Origin of the sequence: Streptomyces sp. NBC_00872, from assembly GCF_045161915.1 — a bacterium.
Lineage (GTDB): Bacteria > Actinomycetota > Actinomycetes > Streptomycetales > Streptomycetaceae > Streptomyces.
Genome location: NZ_CP108806.1, coordinates 7,586,547 through 7,608,039, shown reverse-complemented (window position 1 = coordinate 7,608,039; position 21,493 = coordinate 7,586,547). Strand labels below are relative to the sequence as shown.

General features: G+C 70.9%; 20 protein-coding genes and 1 riboswitch. Of the genes, 10 read left to right on the top strand and 10 right to left on the bottom strand.

The window, feature by feature from the left end; translation table 11 throughout:
• Positions 1 to 34 precede the first annotated feature (34 nt).
• Positions 35 to 532 (top strand): Rieske (2Fe-2S) protein, encoded by a 498-nt coding sequence (locus tag OG214_RS32575; RefSeq protein WP_363082925.1) that lies wholly within the window; start codon positions 35 to 37, stop codon positions 530 to 532.
• A gap of 132 nt (positions 533 to 664) precedes the next feature.
• Here the strand turns inward: OG214_RS32575 and OG214_RS32570 are convergent, their stop codons facing one another.
• Complete coding sequence (locus OG214_RS32570; RefSeq protein WP_363082924.1) at positions 665 to 1,573, bottom strand: LysR family transcriptional regulator; 909 nt, start codon at positions 1,571 to 1,573, stop codon at positions 665 to 667.
• Between the two features lie 74 nt (positions 1,574 to 1,647).
• On the opposite strand from OG214_RS32570, the gene OG214_RS32565 reads away from it, so the two are divergent.
• Positions 1,648 to 2,715, top strand: a complete 1,068-nt coding sequence (locus tag OG214_RS32565; RefSeq protein ID WP_405986726.1) for a DMT family transporter — start codon at positions 1,648 to 1,650, stop codon at positions 2,713 to 2,715.
• A gap of 67 nt (positions 2,716 to 2,782) precedes the next feature.
• On the opposite strand, the gene OG214_RS32560 is transcribed toward OG214_RS32565, so the two are convergent.
• Positions 2,783 to 4,114, bottom strand: coding sequence for an aminotransferase class I/II-fold pyridoxal phosphate-dependent enzyme (locus OG214_RS32560; protein ID WP_405986725.1), 1,332 nt, complete (start codon positions 4,112 to 4,114; stop codon positions 2,783 to 2,785).
• Positions 4,115 to 4,149: 35 nt separating this feature from the next.
• On the opposite strand from OG214_RS32560, the gene OG214_RS32555 reads away from it, so the two are divergent.
• Positions 4,150 to 4,848, top strand: coding sequence for a pyridoxamine 5'-phosphate oxidase family protein (locus tag OG214_RS32555; protein WP_363081638.1), 699 nt, complete (start codon positions 4,150 to 4,152; stop codon positions 4,846 to 4,848).
• 53 nt (positions 4,849 to 4,901) lie between these two features.
• Here the strand turns inward: OG214_RS32555 and OG214_RS32550 are convergent, their stop codons facing one another.
• The 4 genes from OG214_RS32550 to OG214_RS32535 form a co-directional block, all read right to left on the bottom strand.
• The gene (locus OG214_RS32550; RefSeq protein WP_405986724.1) at positions 4,902 to 5,060 is read right to left on the bottom strand and encodes a hypothetical protein; all 159 of its coding nucleotides are present in this window, start codon (positions 5,058 to 5,060) and stop codon (positions 4,902 to 4,904) included.
• A 29-nt stretch (positions 5,061 to 5,089) separates the two neighbouring features.
• Complete coding sequence (locus OG214_RS32545; protein WP_405987680.1) at positions 5,090 to 6,094, bottom strand: DMT family transporter; 1,005 nt, start codon at positions 6,092 to 6,094, stop codon at positions 5,090 to 5,092.
• Positions 6,095 to 6,312: 218 nt separating this feature from the next.
• Positions 6,313 to 7,326: an EamA family transporter gene (locus OG214_RS32540; RefSeq protein WP_405986723.1), complete on the bottom strand. Its 1,014-nt coding sequence runs from the start codon at positions 7,324 to 7,326 to the stop codon at positions 6,313 to 6,315.
• 53 nt (positions 7,327 to 7,379) lie between these two features.
• Complete coding sequence (locus OG214_RS32535) at positions 7,380 to 7,964, bottom strand: Clp protease N-terminal domain-containing protein (RefSeq protein WP_363081642.1); 585 nt, start codon at positions 7,962 to 7,964, stop codon at positions 7,380 to 7,382.
• Positions 7,965 to 8,307: 343 nt separating this feature from the next.
• Between OG214_RS32535 and OG214_RS32530 the strand changes: the two genes are divergently transcribed.
• Positions 8,308 to 8,502 (top strand): hypothetical protein, encoded by a 195-nt coding sequence (locus OG214_RS32530; RefSeq protein WP_363081644.1) that lies wholly within the window; start codon positions 8,308 to 8,310, stop codon positions 8,500 to 8,502.
• A gap of 123 nt (positions 8,503 to 8,625) precedes the next feature.
• Here the strand turns inward: OG214_RS32530 and OG214_RS32525 are convergent, their stop codons facing one another.
• Positions 8,626 to 9,240: a PadR family transcriptional regulator gene (locus OG214_RS32525; RefSeq protein ID WP_363081645.1), complete on the bottom strand. Its 615-nt coding sequence runs from the start codon at positions 9,238 to 9,240 to the stop codon at positions 8,626 to 8,628.
• Positions 9,241 to 9,510: 270 nt separating this feature from the next.
• On the opposite strand from OG214_RS32525, the gene OG214_RS32520 reads away from it, so the two are divergent.
• From OG214_RS32520 to OG214_RS32510, 3 genes are all read left to right on the top strand, one after another.
• Positions 9,511 to 9,834, top strand: a complete 324-nt coding sequence (locus OG214_RS32520; RefSeq protein WP_363081646.1) for a hypothetical protein — start codon at positions 9,511 to 9,513, stop codon at positions 9,832 to 9,834.
• Between the two features lie 454 nt (positions 9,835 to 10,288).
• The gene (locus OG214_RS32515; RefSeq protein WP_405986722.1) at positions 10,289 to 10,837 is read left to right on the top strand and encodes a hypothetical protein; all 549 of its coding nucleotides are present in this window, start codon (positions 10,289 to 10,291) and stop codon (positions 10,835 to 10,837) included.
• A gap of 303 nt (positions 10,838 to 11,140) precedes the next feature.
• Positions 11,141 to 11,962, top strand: a complete 822-nt coding sequence (locus OG214_RS32510; protein WP_405986721.1) for a PhzF family phenazine biosynthesis protein — start codon at positions 11,141 to 11,143, stop codon at positions 11,960 to 11,962.
• Positions 11,963 to 12,087: 125 nt separating this feature from the next.
• Here the strand turns inward: OG214_RS32510 and OG214_RS32505 are convergent, their stop codons facing one another.
• Entirely contained in the window at positions 12,088 to 12,888 is an 801-nt protein-coding gene (locus tag OG214_RS32505) for a type II CAAX endopeptidase family protein (protein ID WP_363081659.1), read from the bottom strand.
• A 112-nt stretch (positions 12,889 to 13,000) separates the two neighbouring features.
• Between OG214_RS32505 and OG214_RS32500 the strand changes: the two genes are divergently transcribed.
• Positions 13,001 to 14,818, top strand: a complete 1,818-nt coding sequence (locus OG214_RS32500; RefSeq protein WP_405986720.1) for a VWA domain-containing protein — start codon at positions 13,001 to 13,003, stop codon at positions 14,816 to 14,818.
• Positions 14,819 to 14,990: 172 nt separating this feature from the next.
• Here OG214_RS32500 and OG214_RS32495 read toward each other — a convergent pair whose 3' ends face one another.
• Complete coding sequence (locus OG214_RS32495; protein ID WP_382855159.1) at positions 14,991 to 16,514, bottom strand: glutamate--cysteine ligase; 1,524 nt, start codon at positions 16,512 to 16,514, stop codon at positions 14,991 to 14,993.
• Positions 16,515 to 17,016: 502 nt separating this feature from the next.
• Between OG214_RS32495 and OG214_RS32490 the strand changes: the two genes are divergently transcribed.
• Together OG214_RS32490 and OG214_RS32485 are read left to right on the top strand one after the other, a co-directional pair.
• Positions 17,017 to 17,625, top strand: coding sequence for a hypothetical protein (locus tag OG214_RS32490; RefSeq protein WP_363081651.1), 609 nt, complete (start codon positions 17,017 to 17,019; stop codon positions 17,623 to 17,625).
• 316 nt (positions 17,626 to 17,941) lie between these two features.
• Entirely contained in the window at positions 17,942 to 18,148 is a 207-nt protein-coding gene (locus OG214_RS32485; RefSeq protein ID WP_363081660.1) for a DUF5999 family protein, read from the top strand.
• 133 nt (positions 18,149 to 18,281) lie between these two features.
• On the opposite strand, the gene gcvP is transcribed toward OG214_RS32485, so the two are convergent.
• Positions 18,282 to 21,173, bottom strand: coding sequence for an aminomethyl-transferring glycine dehydrogenase (gcvP, locus tag OG214_RS32480; RefSeq protein ID WP_405986719.1), 2,892 nt, complete (start codon positions 21,171 to 21,173; stop codon positions 18,282 to 18,284).
• A gap of 177 nt (positions 21,174 to 21,350) precedes the next feature.
• Positions 21,351 to 21,448: riboswitch (glycine riboswitch) on the bottom strand.
• Between the last annotated feature and the right edge of the window lie 45 nt (positions 21,449 to 21,493).

The following is a 21,493-nucleotide window of genomic DNA, read 5'->3' as shown; positions in this document are numbered from 1 at the left end:
CGACCGAGAGCCGGCCGTCGGAACGGAGCTGGGTATGACCGCATGGCAGGGGTCCGCACGGATCGTGACGCGGAGGACCGTGGTCGCCGCGGCCGGAGCTGCGGGGCTGGGCGCGGCGCTCGTCGCGTGCGGCGGTTCGGACAGCACGTCTTCGGACAGCGCGCCGGGGTCGGACCCGGCCGCCGACTCGCCCGCGGCCGGGGATCCGGCGGCGGGCGGGGACAGCGCGGACGGCGCCGGCGGGGGTGATGTCCTCGCGAAGACCACCGACATCCCGGAGGGCGGCGGAATGGTCTTCGCCGACAAGGGGGTGGTGGTCACCCAGCCCGCGGCGGGCGAGTTCAAGGCCTTCTCGTCCAAGTGCACACACCAGGGCTGTGCCGTGAAGGACATCTCCGACGGACTCATCCACTGCCCGTGCCACGGCAGCCAGTTCAGTGTGACCGACGGCAGTGTGAAGTCCGGGCCCGCGACGCAGCCGCTGCCGGCCGCGTCGATCACGGTCACCGGCGACTCGATCACACTCGCCTGACGGCGGGCAACAAGACCGGCGGCTGACGGGCCCCACTCTTCGTCGGCAGGGAGTGGGGCCCGTCGGCCGCCCCCGTCCCCGCCTCGCCCCGCCGTTGCGCACATCAGCCGCCCATCAGCGGTCCTGGGACCGTCAGCCGCCGTCCACCATCCGCGCCGCTTCGCACAGGGCCTCGACGGCCGCCCTGATCGAAGGACGGCGATCCGCGTCGATCCGCCACACGGCGTGGATATGGCGGCGCATCTTCTGCCGTACGGGAACGACCGCGACCCCCTCGGGGACGGCCCCGCGCCCCAGTCTCGGCGCGACACACACTCCCAGTCCGGCCGCGATCAGGGCGAGCTGGGTGTGGTACTCCCCCGCGAGATGCGCGATCCGCGGCTCGAACCCCTTCGAGCGGAGTGTGAACATCAGCCAGTCGTGGCAGAACTCGCCCTCCGGCCAGGACACCCAGTCGTCGTCCGCGAACTCCTCCAGATCCACTTCCTGGCGCCCCGCGAGCGGATGGTCCACGGGCATGGCCACATCGGCGGCGTCGTCGAGGAGGTGGGCCGTGGCCAGACCACCCGGCACGGGCAGCCGTTTGTTGCTCCAGTCCAGCACCACACCGAGATCGAGATCGCCCCTGATCACTCCCCGGATCCCGGCCTCGGGCTCCAGTTCGCGCGAGCGGACCCGCAGTTCGGGATGGCCCTCGTGCAGGGCGCGGATCGCCGCCGGGAAGAGCCCCCGGGCCGCTGTCGGGAAGGCCGAGATCCGCACCTCCCCCACCACCCGGCCGCGCTGGGCCTCGATGTCCGACTGCGCCACCTCGACCTGGGAGAGGATGCGCGCCGCGTGATCGGCGAGCAGCCTTCCCGCGTCGGTGAGCCGCACACCGCGCCCATTTCTGGCCAGGAGCTGCTGGCCCACCTCACGCTCCAGTTTGGCCATCTGCTGGGAGACGGCCGAGGTCGTGACATGCAGCCCCTCGGCGGCGCCGCTCACCGAGCCATGGCGGGCCAGGGCATCCAGGGTCCGTAGCCGCTCCAGATTCAACATGTAAGCGATACTAACCAGAAGGGTGGACATAATCTCGCTTGTTCTACGAGATGGACCACGACATCGTGTGCGCTATGAGCACCGCCACCCCGCCACGCCCCGGCCCGTCCTCCGCCACGGTCACCCCGTCCACACCTTCTTCGCCGTCCGCGCCTCTCTCCCCGTCCGCGCCTTCCTCCCCGTCCGCGCCCTCGACGCCCTCGACGCCGGCCCGGCCCCGTACCCGCCTCGCCTTCGACTGGCGTGTCCGGTTCGCGGCGCTCGCGGTCATCTGGGGCTTCAGCTTTCTGCTGATCAAGGTCGGCACCCATGGCTTCGCGCCGTTCCAGGTCACCTTCGGCCGACTGCTCTTCGGTACGGCGGTGCTGGCCGTCGCGATGGGCGTCAAGCGCGAACGGCTCCCCCGGGGCCGGCGCACCTGGGTCCATCTCACCGTCGCGGCCTTCCTCCTCAACGCCCTGCCGTTCTCGCTGTTCGCCTACGCCGAGCTGACGATCCCCTCGACACTCGCGGGCATCTGCAACGCCACCTCGCCGCTGTGGGGCATGGCGCTCTCCCTGGTCGCCCTCTCCGAGGACCGCCCCACCCGCCGCCGGGTCGCCGGCCTCGGCCTGGGTTTCCTCGGCGTGCTGACCGTACTGGGCGCCTGGCAGGGCTTCTCCGGACTCGACCTCACAGGTACGGCGATGGCCCTGCTCGCCTCGCTGAGCTATCCGGTCGGCTGGATCTACGTACGCCGTACCCTGGCGGGCAGCAGCAGTTCCCATCTCTCCCTGACCGGTGCGCAGCTCCTGATCGCCACAGCGCAACTGGCCCTCGTCACACCGCTGTTCACCACACTGCCGACCTCGTTCCCGGCGCTCCCGCTGCTCTCCGTGTTCGTGCTCGGCGCGCTGGGCACCGGTCTGGCGATCCTGCTCCAGTACGGGGTGGTCGCCGAGGTCGGACCCACGACCGGCACGATGGTCACCTACTTCATCCCGGTCATCGCCACCGCGGCCGGAGTCACGCTCCTCGATGAGGAACTGACCTGGAACACCCCCGTCGGCGCTCTGATCATCCTCGCCGGGGCCGCGCTCACCCAGAGCCGGGCCAGGAAGCCCGCGGGCGGTCGGCCGAAGTCCACGGGCGGTCGGCCATAGGTGTGCGGGTGATCAGCCGCAGCTGCGCGCCGGCTCAGCCGTGACCGCGCGGTCAGCATCCGCGCGGTCAGCCGTAGCTGCGCGCGGGCGCGGGTCCCGCCGCCGCGGCCAGCGCGTCGGCGACAGGGCCGATGTCCTCGTCCGTCAGGGACGACACCGTCAGCCGTACGCCCGGCGGCGCCGCCATCCGGAAGCGCGCCCCGGGCGCGACCGCCCAGCCCGTGTGCAGCAGCCGCGCCACCGCGCCGGTCTCGTCGGCCACCGGCACCCAGACATTCATCCCGCTGCGGCCGTGCGCCTCGACTCCCCGCTCCGCCAGGGCCGTGACGAGCGCGTCCCGGCGCAGCCCGTACGACCTGGCCACCACCCGCGCGTCCACGGCTCCCGAGGTCCACAGATGGACGACGGCCCGCTGGAGGAGCCGGCTCACCCAGCCGGGGCCGAGCCGCTGCCGACCCAGGACCCGGTCCACGGTCTCCGTGTCGCCGGTCAGCACCGCGAGCCGCAGATCGGGCCCGTACGCCTTGGCGGTGGACCGTACGAGCACCCAGCTCTCCGTGGCCCCGGCGAGCGGGTGCAGGGGCACATCCACGATGCGGTGGCCGTGATCGTCCTCGATGAGCAGCACCTCGGGACGGGTCGCGAGCAGGGCGCGCAGTTCCTCCGCGCGGGCCGCGCCCACCACGGCCCCCGTGGGATTCTGCGCGCGGTCGGTGATCACGACCGCCCGGACCCCGGCCCGCAGCGCGCGGTCCAGATCGGCGGGGAGCGGTCCGTCGTCGTCCAGCCCCACCGGTACGGGCCGCAGTCCGAGCGCCGGTACGAGATCCAGCAGACTGCCCCAGCCCGGATCCTCGACGGCGACCGCGTCACCCGGCCGCAGCCGGGCGGCCAGTACCCGCTCGATCGCGTCCAGCGACCCCGAGGTGACGGCGACGGGCCCGGCGGGCACCCCGTCGGCGTCGAGATCCGCGCGGGCCAGCCGCGCGAACTCCGCGTCCACGGGCGGCTGTCCGTACAGCCCCGGCTCCCGCGCGTCATGGCGCGCGGCGGCGGCGAGAGCGTCGTGCAGGGGCGGCAGCAGGGCCGGATCGGGATTGCCCTCCGAGACATCCCGTACGCCCGGAGGCGCGTCGACCCTGATCGATCCACGGGCCGTACTGGCCGGGCGCGGTCGCACCCGGCTGCCCCGGCGCCCCGCGGTCTCGATCACCCCGCGCTCACGCAAGGTGCGGTAGGCCGCCGCGACGGTGTTCGGGTTGACCCCGAGCCGTGTCGCCAACTCCCGCAGCGGGGGCAGCAGCTGACCTGGAGTCAGCTCACCCGCGCCGACCGCGCGCTCCACGCTCGCGGAAATCTCCGCCGCGCCCCGACCCGCAATCCGATACTCTCCTAGCACAAAGCATACTATGCACTAGTGCAATGGAGGACGCAATGCCGGAGACCGCGCCACCGAGCGCCCCCGCCGCCTACCGGCCCACCGCACGGACCGTCCCGACCCGGGCCAGGGAGCGGGCGGCGTACGACCATGAGCTGGTGCACGCCATCCTCGACGAGGCGTATATCTGCCATCTCGGTTTTGTCCGCGACGGAGCACCGGTCGTCCTTCCGACGCTCTACGGCCGGGTGGGCGAGCGGCTGTACGTCCATGGCTCGACCGGGTCGCGTCCGCTGCGTATGGCGGGCGGTACGGACTCGGGACGTACGGAGGCTCCTGGGCTGGCGGTCTGTCTGACCGTCACCCATGTCGACGGTCTGGTCCTGGCCCGATCCGCCTTCCACCACTCGATCAACTACCGCTCCGTCGTGGTCCATGGCATCGCCCGCCAGGTGACCGACGCCGAGGAGCGGCGCGCCGCCCTCGACGCGATCGTCGACCATGTCGTGCCCGGCCGCTCGTACGACTCGCGCCGCGCCAACGACCGTGAGCTGGCCGCGACCGCCGTGATCCGCCTCGATCTCGACGAGGTCTCCGCCAAGGTCCGTACCGGCGGCCCCAATGACGACCCCGAGGATGCCGGACTGCCGCACTGGGCCGGGGTGGTGCCCCTGGCGCGCGGCTACGGCGCTCCGGTGCCGGCCGACGATCTCGACCCGGCCGTCGCCCTTCCCGACTATCTCTCCGTGCTCTGAGGTATCCCTCCGTGCGCTGAGGCCATGCGCTGAGGCCGCTCCGTACGGCGTGCTCAGAGGGCCCCTCCGTACCGCGAGTCGTTCTCCGGCGCGGAGGCGCCCTCCCGCACGGTGGGGACGCGGGTGACGGACATGAGATCCGCGCGCAGGGCGAAGACGCGGATCATGGACATCAGCTCCGCGCGCACGGCGGGGACGCGGATCACGGACATCGGATCCGCGCCCCCGCCGTCGTCCTACGTCAGACCAGCGCCGCCGCGGCCCTGCGCCGGACTGCCGCGGTCCTGGCCTCCGCCAGTGCGAGCCCCGCCACCGCCGCGAGCAGCAGCAGCGTGCCGGCCACGGTGGCGACGGTCAGCCGCTCATCGAGCAGGACGACCGCGATCACCGCCGCGCTCACCGGCTCCAGCAGCATGATCACGGAGACGGTCGCGGCACGCACCACCGCGGCCCCCGCGAAGTAGAGGGCGTAGGCGAGCGCCGTGGGCACGGCCGCGATGTACACCAGCAGCCAGATCACCCGCACCGGTTCCGCGGTGTGCGGCATCAGACCCTCGCCCACGGCGAGTGGCAGCAGCAGGACCGAGCCGATGGCGAAGGCCCAGGCGGTGGTGGTCATGGCGTCGGCTCCGCCACCGTCCCGCCCGAGCCGCCGGGTGAGAAGGGTGATCCCCGCGTATCCGGCCGCCGACAGGATCGCCAGCGCCACCCCGGCGGGGCGTACGGTGCCGCTCTCCCCGCCCAGTACGAGCACTCCGAGACCGGCCAGCGCGCCGGTCACCGCGATCAGACCGCCACCGCCGAGCCGCTCCCCCATCGTGAGGCGCGCGCCGAGCGCGATGAGCACGGGACCCGCGCCGAGGGTGACCACCGTGCCGACCGCGAGACCGGTCGCCTCGACGGCGGCGAAATAGGCGCTCTGGAAGACGGTCAGACCGACGCCGGTCGCGACGGTACGGAGCAGCCGCCGGCGCGGTGACTCCGCGGACAGCGCCGGCTCCGCGGACAGCAGTGGCTCCGCGGGTACGGGCGCACGGCGCCGCCGCAGCGCGAGCGCGCCGAGCAGCAGGACGAGCCCGCCGGCGGAGCGCCAGAAGGAGAGCGCGAGTGGGCCGAGATCGCTGATCCGGTAGACCAGTGAGCCGGCGGCTCCCGCGGTCCCCCAGGCGATCCCGGCGATGATCAGAAAGAACAGGCCCCGCCCGACGGGCAAGCCGGGCCCGGACACGCCGGATCCGGCGGGCATGCCGGAAGCGGGCGCGGAAGAAGGATTCGACACGTGACGTCTCCGTGTGAAGAACGGGTGGATGGTCGCTCAGCTCCGTCACGCGGGCAGCGACGAACCGTACGGGAACCAGTGGCTGTCCGGCGGACAGCCCTGCCCCGGCCCGGTCTTCGTCAGCGGATGGCCGCCCGCGCTAAGCGGCGGGAGGCGGCAGTACGGTCGAATGCATGATCGGCACCCTATGGCGTGGTGCGCTCGGCGGACAACCGTGTCTCGCCCATGGACGTCTTCGCCGTCCGCTCCCCGCCGGGTCCGCCCGCCACCGGTCCCGACGGCGTACTCGGCGCCACCGGTGTCGTCGACTGCGCGATGAAGGCACCGACGAGCACGACGGCGCCGCCGACGATCTGCGGCGCCGAGAGATGCTCCCGCAGCAGCACCCACGCCAGTACGGTCGCGACGACCGCCTCCAGACAGGCGACCACGCCCGCCACCTGCGGGGAGAGTCTGCGCACCGAGACGACACCGGTCACATAGGCGAGCACGGTCGCGATCAGCACGATCCAGCCCAGCAGCAGACCGGCGGACACCTCGGAGCCGCCCATGTCGGCACTCCCGCCGAGCACGGACCAGTCCATGTCCCAGGGGCGGGCGAGGACGGTCAGTACGACGGCGCCGACGAGGAGCCCGTACGCGATCACACCCAGCGGGTCCGGCGCGTCCTCACCACCGCTGCCCTGGTCGGCCAGGATGAAGTAGAACGCCTGGCAGCCGGCGGCGCCGAGCCCGAGCAGCAACCCGATCGGGTCGACACTCAGCCCGGCCCAGACCTCGACCACGCAGGCGAGTCCGCCCACCGCGAGCACCACGCCCACGGCGGCGGCGCGGGTGACATGCCGGCGCTGGACGAAACGCACCCAGAGCAGGACGATCACCGGCCCGAGGTACTCGATCAGCAGCGCGACCCCGACGGGCAGACGGGAGATCGAGGCGAAGTAGAAGGCCTGTACGCCGGCCACCGCGAAGAGACCGAAGCCGGCGAGCAGCGCGGGCCTGCGCAGCAGCAGGGCACGGTGGCGCCAGGCGAGCGGCAGCATGACCATCGCGGCGCCGGTCACCCGTAGCCAGACCACATGGAGCGGGTCGAGCCCCGCTTCGATGAGCGGCTTGGCCGCGACACCCGAACCGCCGAACGCGAACGCCGACGCCAGGGCGATGCCCAGGCCGACGCTCCTCCCCTGAGACGCATGCATGGCGTCATCATGACAGGTGGCGTCAGGAGCGACATCCTTGTCACACCTGTCGGTTACACCTGTCGAGCGCCCTCCCCCCGCTCCCGGGACAGCCGTCCGGCAAGCGACTCCGCGTCCACCCCCGCCCGTACGAGCACATCGACCGCCCGGCACTCCCGGTCCGAGACGAGCGCGGCGAGCAGATCGAGCCCGCGGGCGCGCGGTTCGCCGTGGCGCGCGGCATGTTCCAGCGCGCGCCGCATGGCGGTGACGGCCTGTGGCGACCAGCCGCTCATGGCCCGCTCCCGCACCACGGGTACGGCGCCCGAGTCCTCCACCGTCCGCTGCCAGCGCAGTCCGTAGCCGATGCTGCGCTGGACGAGATAACCGAGCACCCTGACCACCTGGTCATTGCTGTCGAACGCCGCCTGTACCTCGGGGTCCGCCTCCAGCAGCGAGTGCAGCAGATGAGCCGTGTCGATCTGCGCGTCACCGTCGCGCAGCGCCCTGCGGCGCGATCCCGCGAGGGCGGCGGCCAGTTCCGCCGTGAGCCGGGCCTCGGCCGCGGCGCGTCTCCGCTCGGCGCCGGCACGCGCCGGCGCGCTGTGGGCTCGGGTCGGTGCGGTCTGGTCCGGCACCCGCGGAAGAGGGCTTTGCACCCTCCCACCCCATCAGACCCCCTCCGCGCGTGACATCCCCGGTGGGGAGCATTTCCGGGTCCCACCGGAGTTGGGTGCGTGCGGTCGGGTTCTCCTCCTTACGTAGGAGATCGCGGCCTCTCTCCCCCAGGGGACTCGCGCCGCCTTGCCTTCCCGACGCGCTTTCCCGACCCTGCCGCCCTTCACCGCAGCCCTTCACCGCAGTACTTCACCGCTGTCCTTCACCCGCCCTCCCCCGTCTCCCCCCGCCTTCCCCCCTGTCCATGCGCAACCGTCATGGAGCGCCCTCGCGTCCGACACGTACGGACGCGCCATCACCGCGGCGGCCAGGAGGAGAGTCTCGTTGTACTGGATGGTCGCCCTGCTCGCCGTGGACGGGCGACAGTACGTCTACCGCGTGTACGCACCGCCCGACGCGCTGCGCGGGGACATCTTCTGGGCGGCGTTCCACTGCCATGACGAGGGGCCGTATCCACGGGCCTCCGACTGGTTCGACTCGGCGGTGTTCTGGCGGCTCGGCTCGACCGACCGGGTCTGACGGCCGGACACGGGCACGCGCATGGGCCCCTGGAATTCGCCCGGAGCCGCGGGGCCCATGTCCGTACGTACCGCGCGCGCCGGACGAACCGGCGGGCGGAACATCGGTCCTCGTCGGTGCTGGTCAGTCCTCGTCGGCGAGGATCAGATACAGCTTCTTCCGGGACTCGTTGATGATCCCGAGTGCCTTCTGGCGCTGCTCGGGCGTACCGGTCTTCCAGACCTGCCCGAACGCCTCCATCAGCCCGAACCCGGCCTGACGGATCTCGTTCACGGTGTCCCAGTCGAAGGTGCGTCCCGCTTCCTCCCATGGGGCGTCGGGCCCCGATTCGGCCTCGGCGCGCCCGGTCTCGGTGAGCGTGAACAGATTCTTGCCGCCCTCGCTCCGGCTGGCGATCAGACCCTCGTCCTCCAGCAGTTGGAGTGTCGGATACACCGATCCGGGGCTGGGCCGCCAGGCCCCGCCACTGCGCTCGCCGATCTCCTGGATCATCTCGTACCCGTGCATCGGCCGGTCCTTCAGCAGCGCCAGGATCGAGGCGCGCACATCGCCGCGGCGCGCCCGGCCCCGGCCACCGCCGCGACCACGTCCGCCACCACCGAACGGACCACCGAAGGGCGGACCGAACGGCCCGAAGGCCCCGCGCCGCCCCTCGAAGTCGCCGCGGCCCTGGTGACCGGGCCCGCAGTGACCGGATCCCGGCCCGTGATGACCATGCTCATGTCCATGTGAACGCATCGCTACGCTCCTCTCATGTTGATCTGTCGCGATGCGTCAACGATATATCGGAACACATCGAACGGCAAGCATTCCCTTCACATCGACGGTTGTCCTGTCTCAGCGAAGATTCACCGGTCTCACCGAACATTGACGACCGCCTGCTTCGTCTCATCGAAGGTTGACCAGGCAGGCAGGCCACTGCCGCGGGTGATCTGGTGCCGCTCTCGATGCTCTAGTCCGTCTTGGCCAGGCGACGGGGGGCGCCTGCGGCGCGCCATACTGCACGTCGTGAATCGCGCAGACCTGGCCACTGCCCTCGAACGACATGCGACCGATGCCGCCAATGCGGCTGCCCTAGCCTTGCGGGCCGGGGCAGCCTTCAAAGTGTGGGAGAAGCTGCAGTCGGCTCACCGATACCTCGACATCTACGTATGGCGGGAGGAATGCATGGCGCTGGACGCCGTCTCCACCTGCAAGGACTTCGAACAGGGGTTGCCGAATCTTCGGCGTGCGGGAGATGACCCCGTCGCCTTGGGACAAGTCGATACTGCGGAAGGCACCCACCTGGTCTTCCTGGCCGCTGATCTGAAGTCATGCGTTGCCGTGCTGTAGGAGCAGCACTCCCAAGCAGGGCGACGGGCAGCCGAGGCTGGGCAGCGAAAACCCCTTTGCGATCATGTCCGTATGGACATTCAGCTCGTCCCGCCCAGAGGTGTCGGCCCTCTGGTGCTCGGCATGCCGCGCCAGGAGCAGACGCAGCACTGCTGTCACTGCGTGACCCGTCAGTGATGTCCGACTCGGACCGGCCTGGGCAACACGTCTTCCGGCGTGACCTCCCCAGCCAACCAACCAACATGTCCGGACCGTCTGGCTCTCCGGGCCCACTCCCTGTTGGCCAGAAGTCCGGTAAGAGCGACGATCTGGGGGTGGAAGAGGATCCCGAGGGTCGTGGACGGCGGAGCCGGCTGGCCACCAACGTCACGTAGGTGGAACTGCGCCTCGGCGATGCCCCCGAAGGGATCGGCGGAGCGATCTTCGGGGCACGGGTGAGGGAGGCTGATGCCGGGTGTGGCAGGTTGTCGATGAGGCCGAGCGGGCGCGGTGGGACTTCACCCCATTCGTGAGCGTGGGACCGTTGCGCTTCGGCATGAGCCACCAGCAGTCGGTCGCGGCGATGGAAGCCCAGGGGTTCACCAGCCCCCTGCTGCAGACCGAAACACGCCATGGCGCCCTGACCCGGCGTGCCGACTTCCGGGCGGCGGCCGCGCCCGGATGGTCGACCGCTGTCACGCTCTACTACCGGGACTCCGACGTCTTGGCCTGCGCAGCCGTCGACGCTCTATGGGGTCCCCAGGTATGGCTGGACACCCTCCGGCTGGTCGGGCAGAAGCCGTCCGAGCTCACTGAGCGGGTCTTCGACTACGTGACCGAGCAGGGCATGAGTCCCGCGATGTCCGTCGAGGGCGACGCGGTATCGGACGAGTTCGGCTTCATGGTGCGCGCTCAGCGGGCAGGAGACGTCCTTCTGACTCGCATGTTCCTCGTTGCGAGGTTCGACGACTGGGCCGGCACGATGCACGACTGCGTTCCGACCAGCGAGTGGGATGTCCGCTAACGCTCCGCTTCGTGACTCGGCTCCGGCTTCCAGCTGATCTGAACACGGTCGAAGACTTCCAACCCGGGGGCCACGGTCAGTTGTGTGTCTTCGGTTTCTCGGGCCAACCTCGGGAGAGCCGGTAGCAGGTGAGCGAGCACCAGCGCCGAGCCCCGCCGTCCCTTGGGCGGTCGAATTCACCGAGATGAGTCAGACGGTCCGCCACCGCACCCGTCCCGCCCGCCCCCACCCGTGTCGGCACGGGTGCCCATGCCGCTCCCCGCGCGTACGCCTCCAGGAGCGGACAGGGCCTAGGCTCGGAAGATGCGGATTCGAATCGTCGACGCCTTCACCGACCGCCCCTTCGCGGGCAACCCCGCCGGAGTCGTGCTCCTGGACTCGGACGGCTTCCCCGACGACGGGTGGCTCCAGCGGGTGGCGGCCGAGGTGAACCTCTCGGAGACGGCCTACGCCCACCCCCTGCCGCCCGGTGGCGACGCCGACTGGGCGCTGCGCTGGTTCACACCGGCCGTCGAGGTGGACATGTGCGGCCATGCCACGCTGGCCACCGCCCATGTGCTGCGCTCCACCGGACGTGTGAAGAACTCCGTACGCTTCGCCACCCGCTCCGGTGTGCTCGGTGCCACGGCGGACGAGGACGGCACCTTCACCCTCGACTTCCCGACGTCGTCACTGACTCCCGTGGAGATCCCGGAGAAGGTCGCGGACGCGCTCGGCGCCTGGCCGGTCTCGGTGCACGACACCTCCGAGCAGGTCGGCGATCTGCTGGTCGAGCTGGCCGACGAGCGGACCGTGCGCTCCCTCGTCCCCGACTTCGCCGCCCTCGTCGGTTCCTCCCGGCGCGGCATCATCGCCACGGCCGCCGCCGAGGATCCGGGCAGCGGCTACGACTTCGTCTCCCGGTGCTTCTTCCCCGGGGTCGGGATCGACGAGGACCCGGTGACCGGCAGCGCGCACACGGCGCTCGCTCCGTTCTGGTCCGCGCGGCTGGGCCGTACGGAACTGACCGGCCTCCAGGCATCCGCCCGTACCGGACTCGTCCGTACCTCGTCGCGCGGCGGACGGACACTGCTCACCGGCCGGGCGGTGACCGTCATCGACGGCGAACTGCTCGCCTCCCCCTGACCAGAGGCCCTGATCCGAAGCGCGGGAACGCACACCCGCCACGGAGGACGGCCACAGCACTGAGGGGCGTACGGAGTCTCCCGTACGCCCCTCAGCTACGTCCGCCGGCGCCGCTTCCGTGGCCGCTACACCGTCGGCAGCCAGTCCACCTTCCCCGCCAGCAGCGCGTACCCGACGAACGCCCCGATGTCGAGCAGCGCGTGCGCCGCCACCAGCGGACCGACCCGCCCCCACCGCCGGTAGAGCAGCACGAACACCACGCCCATCACCATGTTGCCCACGAAGCCGCCGATCCCCTGGTACAGGTGGTACGAGCCGCGCAGCACCGAGCTGGCCGCCAGCGCCGCCATCGGAGTCCACCCGAGCTGTCCGAGTCTGCGCAGCAGATATCCGACGACGATGACCTCCTCCAGTACGGAGTTCTGCACCGCCGAGAGAATCAGGACCGGGAACTTCCACCACACGTCCGGCAGTGACTCCGGCACCACCGTGAGATTGAATCCGACGGCCTGCACCACCAGGTAGAACGCCAGTCCGGCGCTGCCGATACCGGCCGCCACCAGCGCTCCCCGGCCCAGATCCGACCAGGGCCGCCGGGCATCGAAGCCGATGGCGCGCAGTCCGCTGCGCTCCCTGATCAGAAGATGCGCGACGAGCGCGACCGGCACCAGGGCGGTGGTGATCCCGAAGAGCTGCCAGGCGAGATCGAGCCAGGGCCGCCCGGGGGCCGCCGACGAGTTGAGCGTGGCCGCCTGGTCACTGAGCGCCCCCGGCCTCGTCAGCGAGCCGATGAAACTGATGAGCGCGGACACCCCGCTCGCGCCCAGCGACAGGGCCAGCACGAGCACCGTCTCGGTCCGCAGAGTCCTCCGTGAGATGGCCTCCTCGGGAAAAGACCCGGCCACCCGTCCCGCCTCCGCCTGCACGCCCGCCTCCAAGTGAGTATCCCGTCCCACGCCATTCCCGCCCCATGCCGTGCGCGGTGCCGCTAGGGTCTCGAATGCAGGTACGAAGATCGCGTACGACAGGCCGGGGACCATGGGACGTCACAGCTTGCCCCACCAGCCCGTGAGGAGAGCGGGCAGGGCCGGTTCGCCGCGCCGCCGCCGCCGCGTCGCCATCGCCGTCTCGCTCGTCCTCGCCGTGACGGCGGGGGCCGGGATCGCGGTGGGCAGCGGACTGCTCTCCTTCGCCGGCCCCTGCGAGCGCGCTCCGGTCCGGGTGGATCTGGTGGCCTCGCCCGATATCGCCCCGGCCCTGCGCGCCGTCGCGGACCGCGCCCGCCGGGACCAGGTGACCTCCGACGGCCGCTGTCTCGACGTACGGGTCGAAGCCCGCGAGAACTACAAGGTGGCGGACCTGCTCGCGGCCGGCACCGCCGTCCCCGACTTCCAGATATGGGTGCCCGACTCCGATGTCTGGGTGGACCGCGCCACGACCGCGAGCGGCGGCGTCGCGCTGACCCCGGCCGGCAATGTGGCCGGCTCACCGGTGACCCTGGCCGCGGTGCCGGCGTCGGCGCGAGCGCTGGGCTGGCCCCGGAAGACCTATACCTGGGCCGGTCTCGCCGCGATGGCGACCGAGACGGACCGGCTGCTCCTCGGGTCGGCGGATCCGGCGCGCAGCGCCACCGGTCTGCTCGCGCTCAGCAGCATCTCCGAGTCCTCCCGGCAGGAGGCGCCGAAGAGTGACACCCGGACCGCCGCCACCGCCAAACTCCTGACCCGGCGCGTCTCCGACACCGACGCCCAGGTGCTCCAAACGCTCGCGGCCGACGACTCGGCGGGCGACGACTCGGCCGGGAACGGCTCGGGCGGTGGGAAGGGCGCTCCACGGCCCAACGAGGCGGTACTGCTCTCGGAACAGGCGGCCTACGCCCACAACTCGGCCGGCGACGGCTCGCCGAATCTCAGTCTCTTCTATCCCACCGACGGCGCGCCCGCGCTCGACTATCCGTACAACCTGGTCGATGTGACCAAGCTGACCACCGACCAGAGCCGCGCCGCCATGCGGTTCATGCTGCTGCTGGGCGAGAAGTCCTCGTACCGGACGCTGGAGCGGCACGGCTTCCGGGTGGCGGACGCGGCGGAGTCGCGGGTGCCGGCCGCGCTGGTCCGTACGGCGGGCGGGCGCTCCCCGCAGCCGTTCGCGGCGGGCGACACCGCCCCGCCGTCGTCCGAGGCGGTCCAGCAGGCCCTGGGTCTGTGGACGGTGACGGTGCAGAGCGCCCGGCTGACGACGGTCGTGGACGCCTCGGCCTCGATGACGGCGCCCGTGCCGGGACGGAAGGGGCAGAGCAGGATGGAGGTCACCAAGGCCTCGCTGCTCGAAGCCCTCGCCACGTTCACACACGAGGACGAGATCGGCCTGTGGGAGTTCAGTACGCGGCTGGACGGCTCCAAGGACTACCGCAAGCTGACGGAGACGGTCCGGCTCGGCGCCCCGGTGAAGGGCCGCACCCACCGCGAACGGCTGTCGGACGCCATCACCGCGCTCAAGCCCATCCCGGACGGTGACACCGGTCTGTACGACACGGCCCTGGCCGCCTACAAGGAGGCCCAGGCGGGCTACGTACAGGGCAAGTTCAACGCGGTCGTCCTGCTCACCGACGGCTCGAACCAGGACGACGACGGCATCTCCCGCGGCGAACTGATCGAGCGGCTCAGGGACCTCGTGGACCCCGGACGCCCGGTGCCGCTGATCGCGATCGCCGTGGGACCCGACGCGGACCGGCGTGAGGTCGACCAGATCGCCGGGGCCGCGGAGGGGGCGGGGTACGAGGTGAGCGACCCCGCCGACATCCGGGCCGTGATCCTGCGGGCGATCATGGCGGTCGGCCACCTCCACGAGTCCTGAGCCCGGCCTGCCGGGCCGGACCCGCCGCCGTCCGTCCCACGCACCCCGCCGCCGCCCGCCCCACGCACCCGACCGCCGCCCGCCCCACGCACCCGACCGCCGCCCGTCCCACGCGCCCAACCGCCACCCGCCCCGTAGCGCCCCGTACCGCCCCTCCTCGTACCTCTCCGCCTTATCCCGGCCTCCCGGCGGCCGGGGCTGGCAGCCCCACCGGCCAGGTGTGCACCGGCTCCCCTCGGTGCATGAGCTCGGCGTAACGGCGGGTGGTGGCCGCGAGCGCGGCGTCCCGCTCCAGACCGGACTCCAGCGCCTGGTGGAAGGTCTCCACCTGCCACGAGGCCCCGTTCATCCGCCGGTTGCACCGTCCCTCGATGACCCCGAGATAGAAGTCCCGGTCCGCGGGCTCGATCTGCCACGCGTCGAGCCCGGCCGCGGCGAGCGGCAGCAGCTCGTCGCGTACGAGCTTGACCACCGGCACGGTGGTGATCCCGGCGGCCCGCCCCGGGCGCGGCCAGCGCAGCTCGGCGTCGATGCCATGACGGCACGCGGTGTCGAAGTTCGCGGCGGCCTCGGCGAAGGGCAGTCTGGTCCACACCGGCCGCGCGTCCTCGGCGAGCGCGCGCACCAGTCCGTAGTAGAAGGCCGCGTTGGCGATCACATCGGTCACGGTGGGACCGGCCGGCAGCACCCGGTTCTCCACCCGCAGATGCGGTGCGCCGTCGGCGACCTCGTACACCGGACGGTTCCAGCGGTAGACCGTGCCGTTGTGCAGTGTCAGTTCCTGAAGCTCCGGCATGCCTCCTTCGTCGAGCACCCGCAGCGGATCCACGTCGTCGCAGATCGGCAGCAGGGGCGGGAAGTAGCGCAGATTCTCCTCGAACAGGTCGTACGCGGACTCGATCCAGCGCTCCCCGAACCAGGTCCTGGGGCGCACCCCCTGCGCCTTCAGCTCCGGCGGCCGGGTGTCGGTGGCCTGCTCGAACAGCGGCGGCCTGGACTCCCGCCACAGCTCACGGCCGAACAGGAACGGCGCGTTGGCACCCAGTGCCACCTGCACGGATGCCATCGCCTGCGCCGCGTTCCACACATCGGCGAACCGGTCGGGCGTGACCTGGAGGTGCAACTGCACGGAGGTGCAGGCGGCTTCGGGAGCGATGGAGGACGAGGTGCATGTGAGCCGCTCGACGCCCTCGATGTCCAGGGTGAAATCCTCGCCCCTGGCCGCCACCATCTGATCGTTGAGCAGGGTGTAGCGGTGGACGTCCGACAGATTCGCGGAGACCACGTCATGCCGGCCTAGCGTCGGAAGAATTCCGATCATCACGATGCCCGCATCGACTTCGCTCGCTTTCCGGTGGGCATATCCAAGACCGGCGCGCAGTTCTTCCGCAAGCTGATCGAAAACTCTTCCTGAGAGCCGGTGCGGCGCTACGTTTACTTCCATGTTGAACATTCCGAGTTCGGTCTGGAAATCACCGCTGGCAATACGTGCGAGCACCTCCCCATTCATCATCCGGGGCATCCCGTCGGAGCCCGCCAGATTCAGCTCGATCTCAAGACCCATGAGATTCTTGGGCCGGTCGAACCTCTCCTCCGCCAGGAGCCGCCCCAGCACCGCCAGGCACTGCTGGAGCTTCCTGCGGTATTTCCGCCGATCGGACAGGTCGGAACCGTCCGGGTCGACCTTCTCCCCCATCGAAGCGTCCCTCCTCGAGTGGGCAGCCGCGGCGTCCGCCGCTCGCGTCACGATCGATAATGCCCAGACTGGGTGATCCGTAACGCCCCACGCGCACCCGGCGACCGGTAGAGTGCCTACAGGAGTCGCGCGGCACATTCCTATGGCATGGCGGTCAGGTTCCGTTTGCGCCGCCCGATGGGCCGCGGAAAACGGCGGCGAGTTTCGGCCGACCCCACCGGGTGAATAATCCCAGGCCAGGCGCCTGCCTTCACTGTTTATCAACAGGAAGTCCGCAGGAAGATGGACCGGAATATGTCTTGCCCGCAATATCTGTGAGAGCTAGCAGAAACATGCCGTGAACACGTGTCGTATAAACTTCGCTCACGAGGCAGAGAGCCGGTGTCCGGTCACGTCCCGACCTTGAGCCGACCTCTGACCTTGGTTGCTGACAGTGACGTCCGCACCGCCCACGCTCCACCTCACGCATCACCCTGTCTCCAGAAGTGAGAGGCAACCCACCATGCCGCTGCATGTCCCCCCGGCTCCCGCGCCCGCGCTGCGCAGCGTTCTCGCGGCACTCGGTTCCCCTACCGCCGTGCGCGATGCCCGCACCCCCGCTCTCCAGTCCGTCCAGGGACCGTTGAGCGCCGAACTGCCGCTTCCCGTCCATGTGCTCAGTCATGTCACCCCGGCAAGCCACAAGGGCACCGCCGAGGGCCGCACACCGCAGACCAGACTGGCGGGCTGGCGGTTCCTGATCCACAGCGGCGACCGCGCCGTGGCCGCCGCCGACACCATGCTCACCGCGGACGGCTGGGCCTTCTCGCGCTTCTTCGAAGGCCCGTACATCGCCGCCACGGAGCGTGCGCTCCGCCAGGCGGAGACCCTGGGGACCGCCTACCAGCCGAGGCTGCTGTCGGTCCCCGAGCTGTACATGCTCACGCTCTGGCTGCACGGCGACACGGAGGCGGACGCCTCCACCGGCGCACCCGCGCCGACCGACATCCTGGTTCCCCTCGCCCCGGCCCCGCCGGGCTTCGCCGCCCACCGTCCGCACCGGGTGACGGAGTTGCTGCCGATGATCGGACTGAGACTCGCTCCGGCTCCATTGCTGCGTACTCCGGCCTGAAGCGCTTCGGCGTTTCTTCCGTACGTTCTCGGCGTCCTGCTTATGTGCCCCGCGGCCCCTTCGGTCGCGGGGCACTCTTTTGCCCATGCGGAGTAGTCATCTCAGGTCACCCTGAACCACCCGAAAGGACAGTCCAGTTGAACTGAACCGTCCGGCTGGGTGACACGTCCTTAAGCAGAAGGAAGAGCTGCCGCGAAATCCCTGCGGATTGCCATCTGTAGGGCAACACTAGGACTGGACCAAACAGATACGGGGGGCGGCCATGACCACATCGAGCCGCAGGACACTCACCACGACACAGCGAAAGAACTCGCCCATGTGCCAGCATCAACCAGCCTGCCCGACAGCCGACTCCGCCGCCCGCGACGCCGCACGACTGATGGCACACCACCCGGAGCAGGGCTGGAGTCTGCTGTGCAACGGCGTCCTGCTCTTCGAGGACACCGGTGAACTGCTGCCGGACGGGAAGATCATCGCCCCGCACCGGCCGCTGCGGACCGAACAGGTCGTGACGGCGGCCTGATGCCGCCGGGCGGCCTCCGGGCCGCCAAGAGATGAGTGGGGCCGGCCCGGAGATCCTCCTCCGCACCGGCCCCGACGTGTGACACGGACGTACGACGCACCCGCGCCGTCCTCATCCGCCCGCGCCGCAGGCGTCAGTGTGCGTGGTCGTAGGCGTCCACCGGCGGGCAGGAGCAGACCAGATTACGGTCGCCGTACGCACCGTCGATCCGGCGGACCGGCGGCCAGTACTTGTCCGCCGCGGAGACCCCGGCCGGGAAAACCGCCTCGTCACGGCCGTACGGGTGCTCCCACGCACCACCCAGCGCCGCCGCCGTGTGCGGGGCGTTGCGCAGCGGGTTGTCGTCCCCGGGCCACTCGCCCGACGCGACCTTCTCGATCTCCCGGCGAATGGCGATCATCGCCTCGCAGAAGCGGTCGATCTCGGTCAGGTCCTCGCTCTCGGTGGGCTCGATCATCAGCGTGCCCGCCACTGGGAAGGACATCGTCGGCGCGTGGAAGCCGTAGTCGATCAGCCGCTTCGCGATGTCGTCGACGCTGACACCGGTGGCCTTGGAGAGCGGACGCAGATCGATGATGCACTCATGGGCCACCAGCCCGTTGGGACCGGTGTAGAGCACCGGGTAGTGGGGCTCCAGCCGCTTGGCGATGTAGTTGGCGGCCAGCACGGCGACCTGGGTCGCGCGCTTGAGTCCCTCGCCGCCCATCAGCCGTACGTACGCCCAGGAGATCGGCAGAATGCCGGCCGAGCCCCAGGGGGCCGCGGAGATGGGGCCGACACCCGTCGCGGGGCCCGCCGCGGGCTGGAGCGGGTGGTTGGGCAGATACGGCGCGAGATGCGCCCGTACCCCCACGGGACCGACCCCGGGGCCGCCGCCGCCGTGCGGGATGCAGAACGTCTTGTGCAGATTGAGATGCGAGACGTCGGAGCCGAACCTGCCGGGCTTGGCGAGACCCACCAGCGCGTTGAGGTTCGCGCCGTCCACGTACACCTGGCCGCCCGCGTCGTGCACGGCCGCGCAGATGTCACGGATGTGCTCCTCGAACACCCCGTGCGTGGACGGGTAGGTGACCATCAGAACGGCCAGTTCGGGTCCGTGCTGGGCGATCTTGGCGTGCAGATCCTCCACATCGACGTCGCCATCCTCACGGGTCTTGACGACGACGACCTTCATCCCGGCCATCACCGCGCTCGCGGCGTTGGTGCCGTGCGCGGAGGACGGGATGAGACAGACGGTGCGCTGTGTGTCGCCGTTGGCCCGGTGGTAGGCCCGTACGGCCAGCAGCCCCGCCAGCTCGCCCTGCGAACCGGCGTTGGGCTGGAGGGACACCGCGTCATAGCCGGTGACCTCGGCGAGCCGCTCCTCCAGCTCCCTGATCAGCGTCAGATACCCCTGGGCCTGCTCGGCCGGCGCGAAGGGGTGCAGCGCCCCGAACTCGGGCCAGGTGACCGGCTCCATCTCGGTGGTCGCGTTCAGCTTCATCGTGCAGGAGCCGAGCGGGATCATGCCGCGGTCCAGCGCGTAGTCGCGGTCGGCGAGCTTGCGCAGATAGCGCAGCATCGCCGTCTCCGAGCGGTACTGGTGGAAGACGGGGTGCGTCAGATAGTCGTCGGTGCGCAGCAGCGCCGCGGGCAGGGCGTCGTCCGTCGTCGCGTCCAGCGCGTCGAGATCACCGTCGACACCGAAGGCGGTCCACACGGCGGTCAGTTGGGCGCGGCCGGTGGTCTCGTCACAGGCGAGGGAGATGTGGTCGGCGTCGACGAGATGGAGATTGACACCGTCCTCGCGGGCGGCGGCGACCACCTCGGCGGCCCGGCCGGGGACCCGGGCGGTGAGGGTGTCGAAGTACGCGTCGTGCACGATCTCGACCCCGCCCGCGCGCAGGCCCTCGGCGAGGAGCGTCGCGTACCGGTGGGTGCGCCGGGCGATGCCCCGCAGCCCCTCCGGGCCGTGGTAGACCGCGTACATGCCCGCCATGACGGCGAGCAGCACCTGCGCGGTGCAGATATTGCTGGTGGCCTTCTCGCGGCGGATGTGCTGCTCGCGGGTCTGGAGCGCCAGCCGGTACGCCTTGTTCCCGTCGGCGTCCACCGAGACCCCGACGAGCCGGCCCGGCAGGCTGCGCGCGAACTTCTCCCGGACGGCCATGAATCCGGCGTGCGGTCCGCCGAAGCCCATCGGCACACCGAAGCGCTGGGTGGTGCCGACCGCGATGTCCGCGCCCAGTTCGCCGGGCGAGGTGAGCAGGGTCAGCGCGAGCAGATCGGCGGCGACGGTGACGATCGCGCCGAGGCCGTGCGCCTCCTCCACGACGGACCTGATGTCCCGTACGGCACCGGAGGCGCCCGGGTACTGGATCAGCACACCGAAGACACCCCGCTCGGCGGCCTCGGCCGGGATGCCCTCGCTCAGATCGGCGACCACGACCTCGACACCGGTCGGCTCGGCGCGGGTCCTGATCACGGCGACGGTCTGCGGCAGGGCGTCGGCGTCCACCAGGAAGACACCGCCCTTGACCTTGCCGACGCGGCGGGCGAGCGCCATCGCCTCGGCCGCCGCCGTGCCCTCGTCCAGCAGGGAGGCGCCCGAGGTCGGCAGACCGGTCAGCTCGGCGACGACGGTCTGGAAGTTCAGCAGCGCCTCCAGGCGCCCCTGCGAGATCTCCGGCTGATACGGCGTGTACGCGGTGTACCAGGCCGGGTTCTCCATCACATTGCGCAGGATCACCGGCGGCGTGAACGTGCCGTAGTAGCCGAGCCCGATCATCGGCGCCACCACGGCGTTGCGCGAGGCGAGCGTGCGCAGTTCGGCGAGGACCCCGGCCTCGGTGCGCGCGCCGGGGAGATTCAGCGCCTCCGCGCTCTTGATCGCGTCGGGCACCGCGGCGGTGGTCAGCTCGTCGAGCGAGCCGTAGCCGACCTGCGCCAGCATCTTCGCCTGCGCCCCGGCGTCGGGCCCTATGTGGCGCTGTTCGAAGGGGATTCCTCGCTCAAGCTGCGCGAGCGGAATGCGGTGGGCGGTCATCGGGAGGCCTCCTGGTCCGACACGACCTACGAGGGGCACCAGGACGCGGGTGCCCGGACGGCCTCCCCCTCTGTCATCTCAACCTGAGAGCTTCACCGGTCCGCCCCGCGGCGGGCCGGCTTTCACCGTCGGTGAGAGCGGATGCCGTCCGACGCCCGCCCTGCTTTCCAGAGTGACCTCGTCCGCGCGGTACGGGGGCCTGAGAGATTCCGGGGAGGATTTGCTCCTTCGGCGCCTCCGGTCGGTTCACCGGAGGACTCTCCCGCACGGGGTCAGCAGCCATCGCCAGACTACCAGCGAGGACTTCCGTACGACTGTCG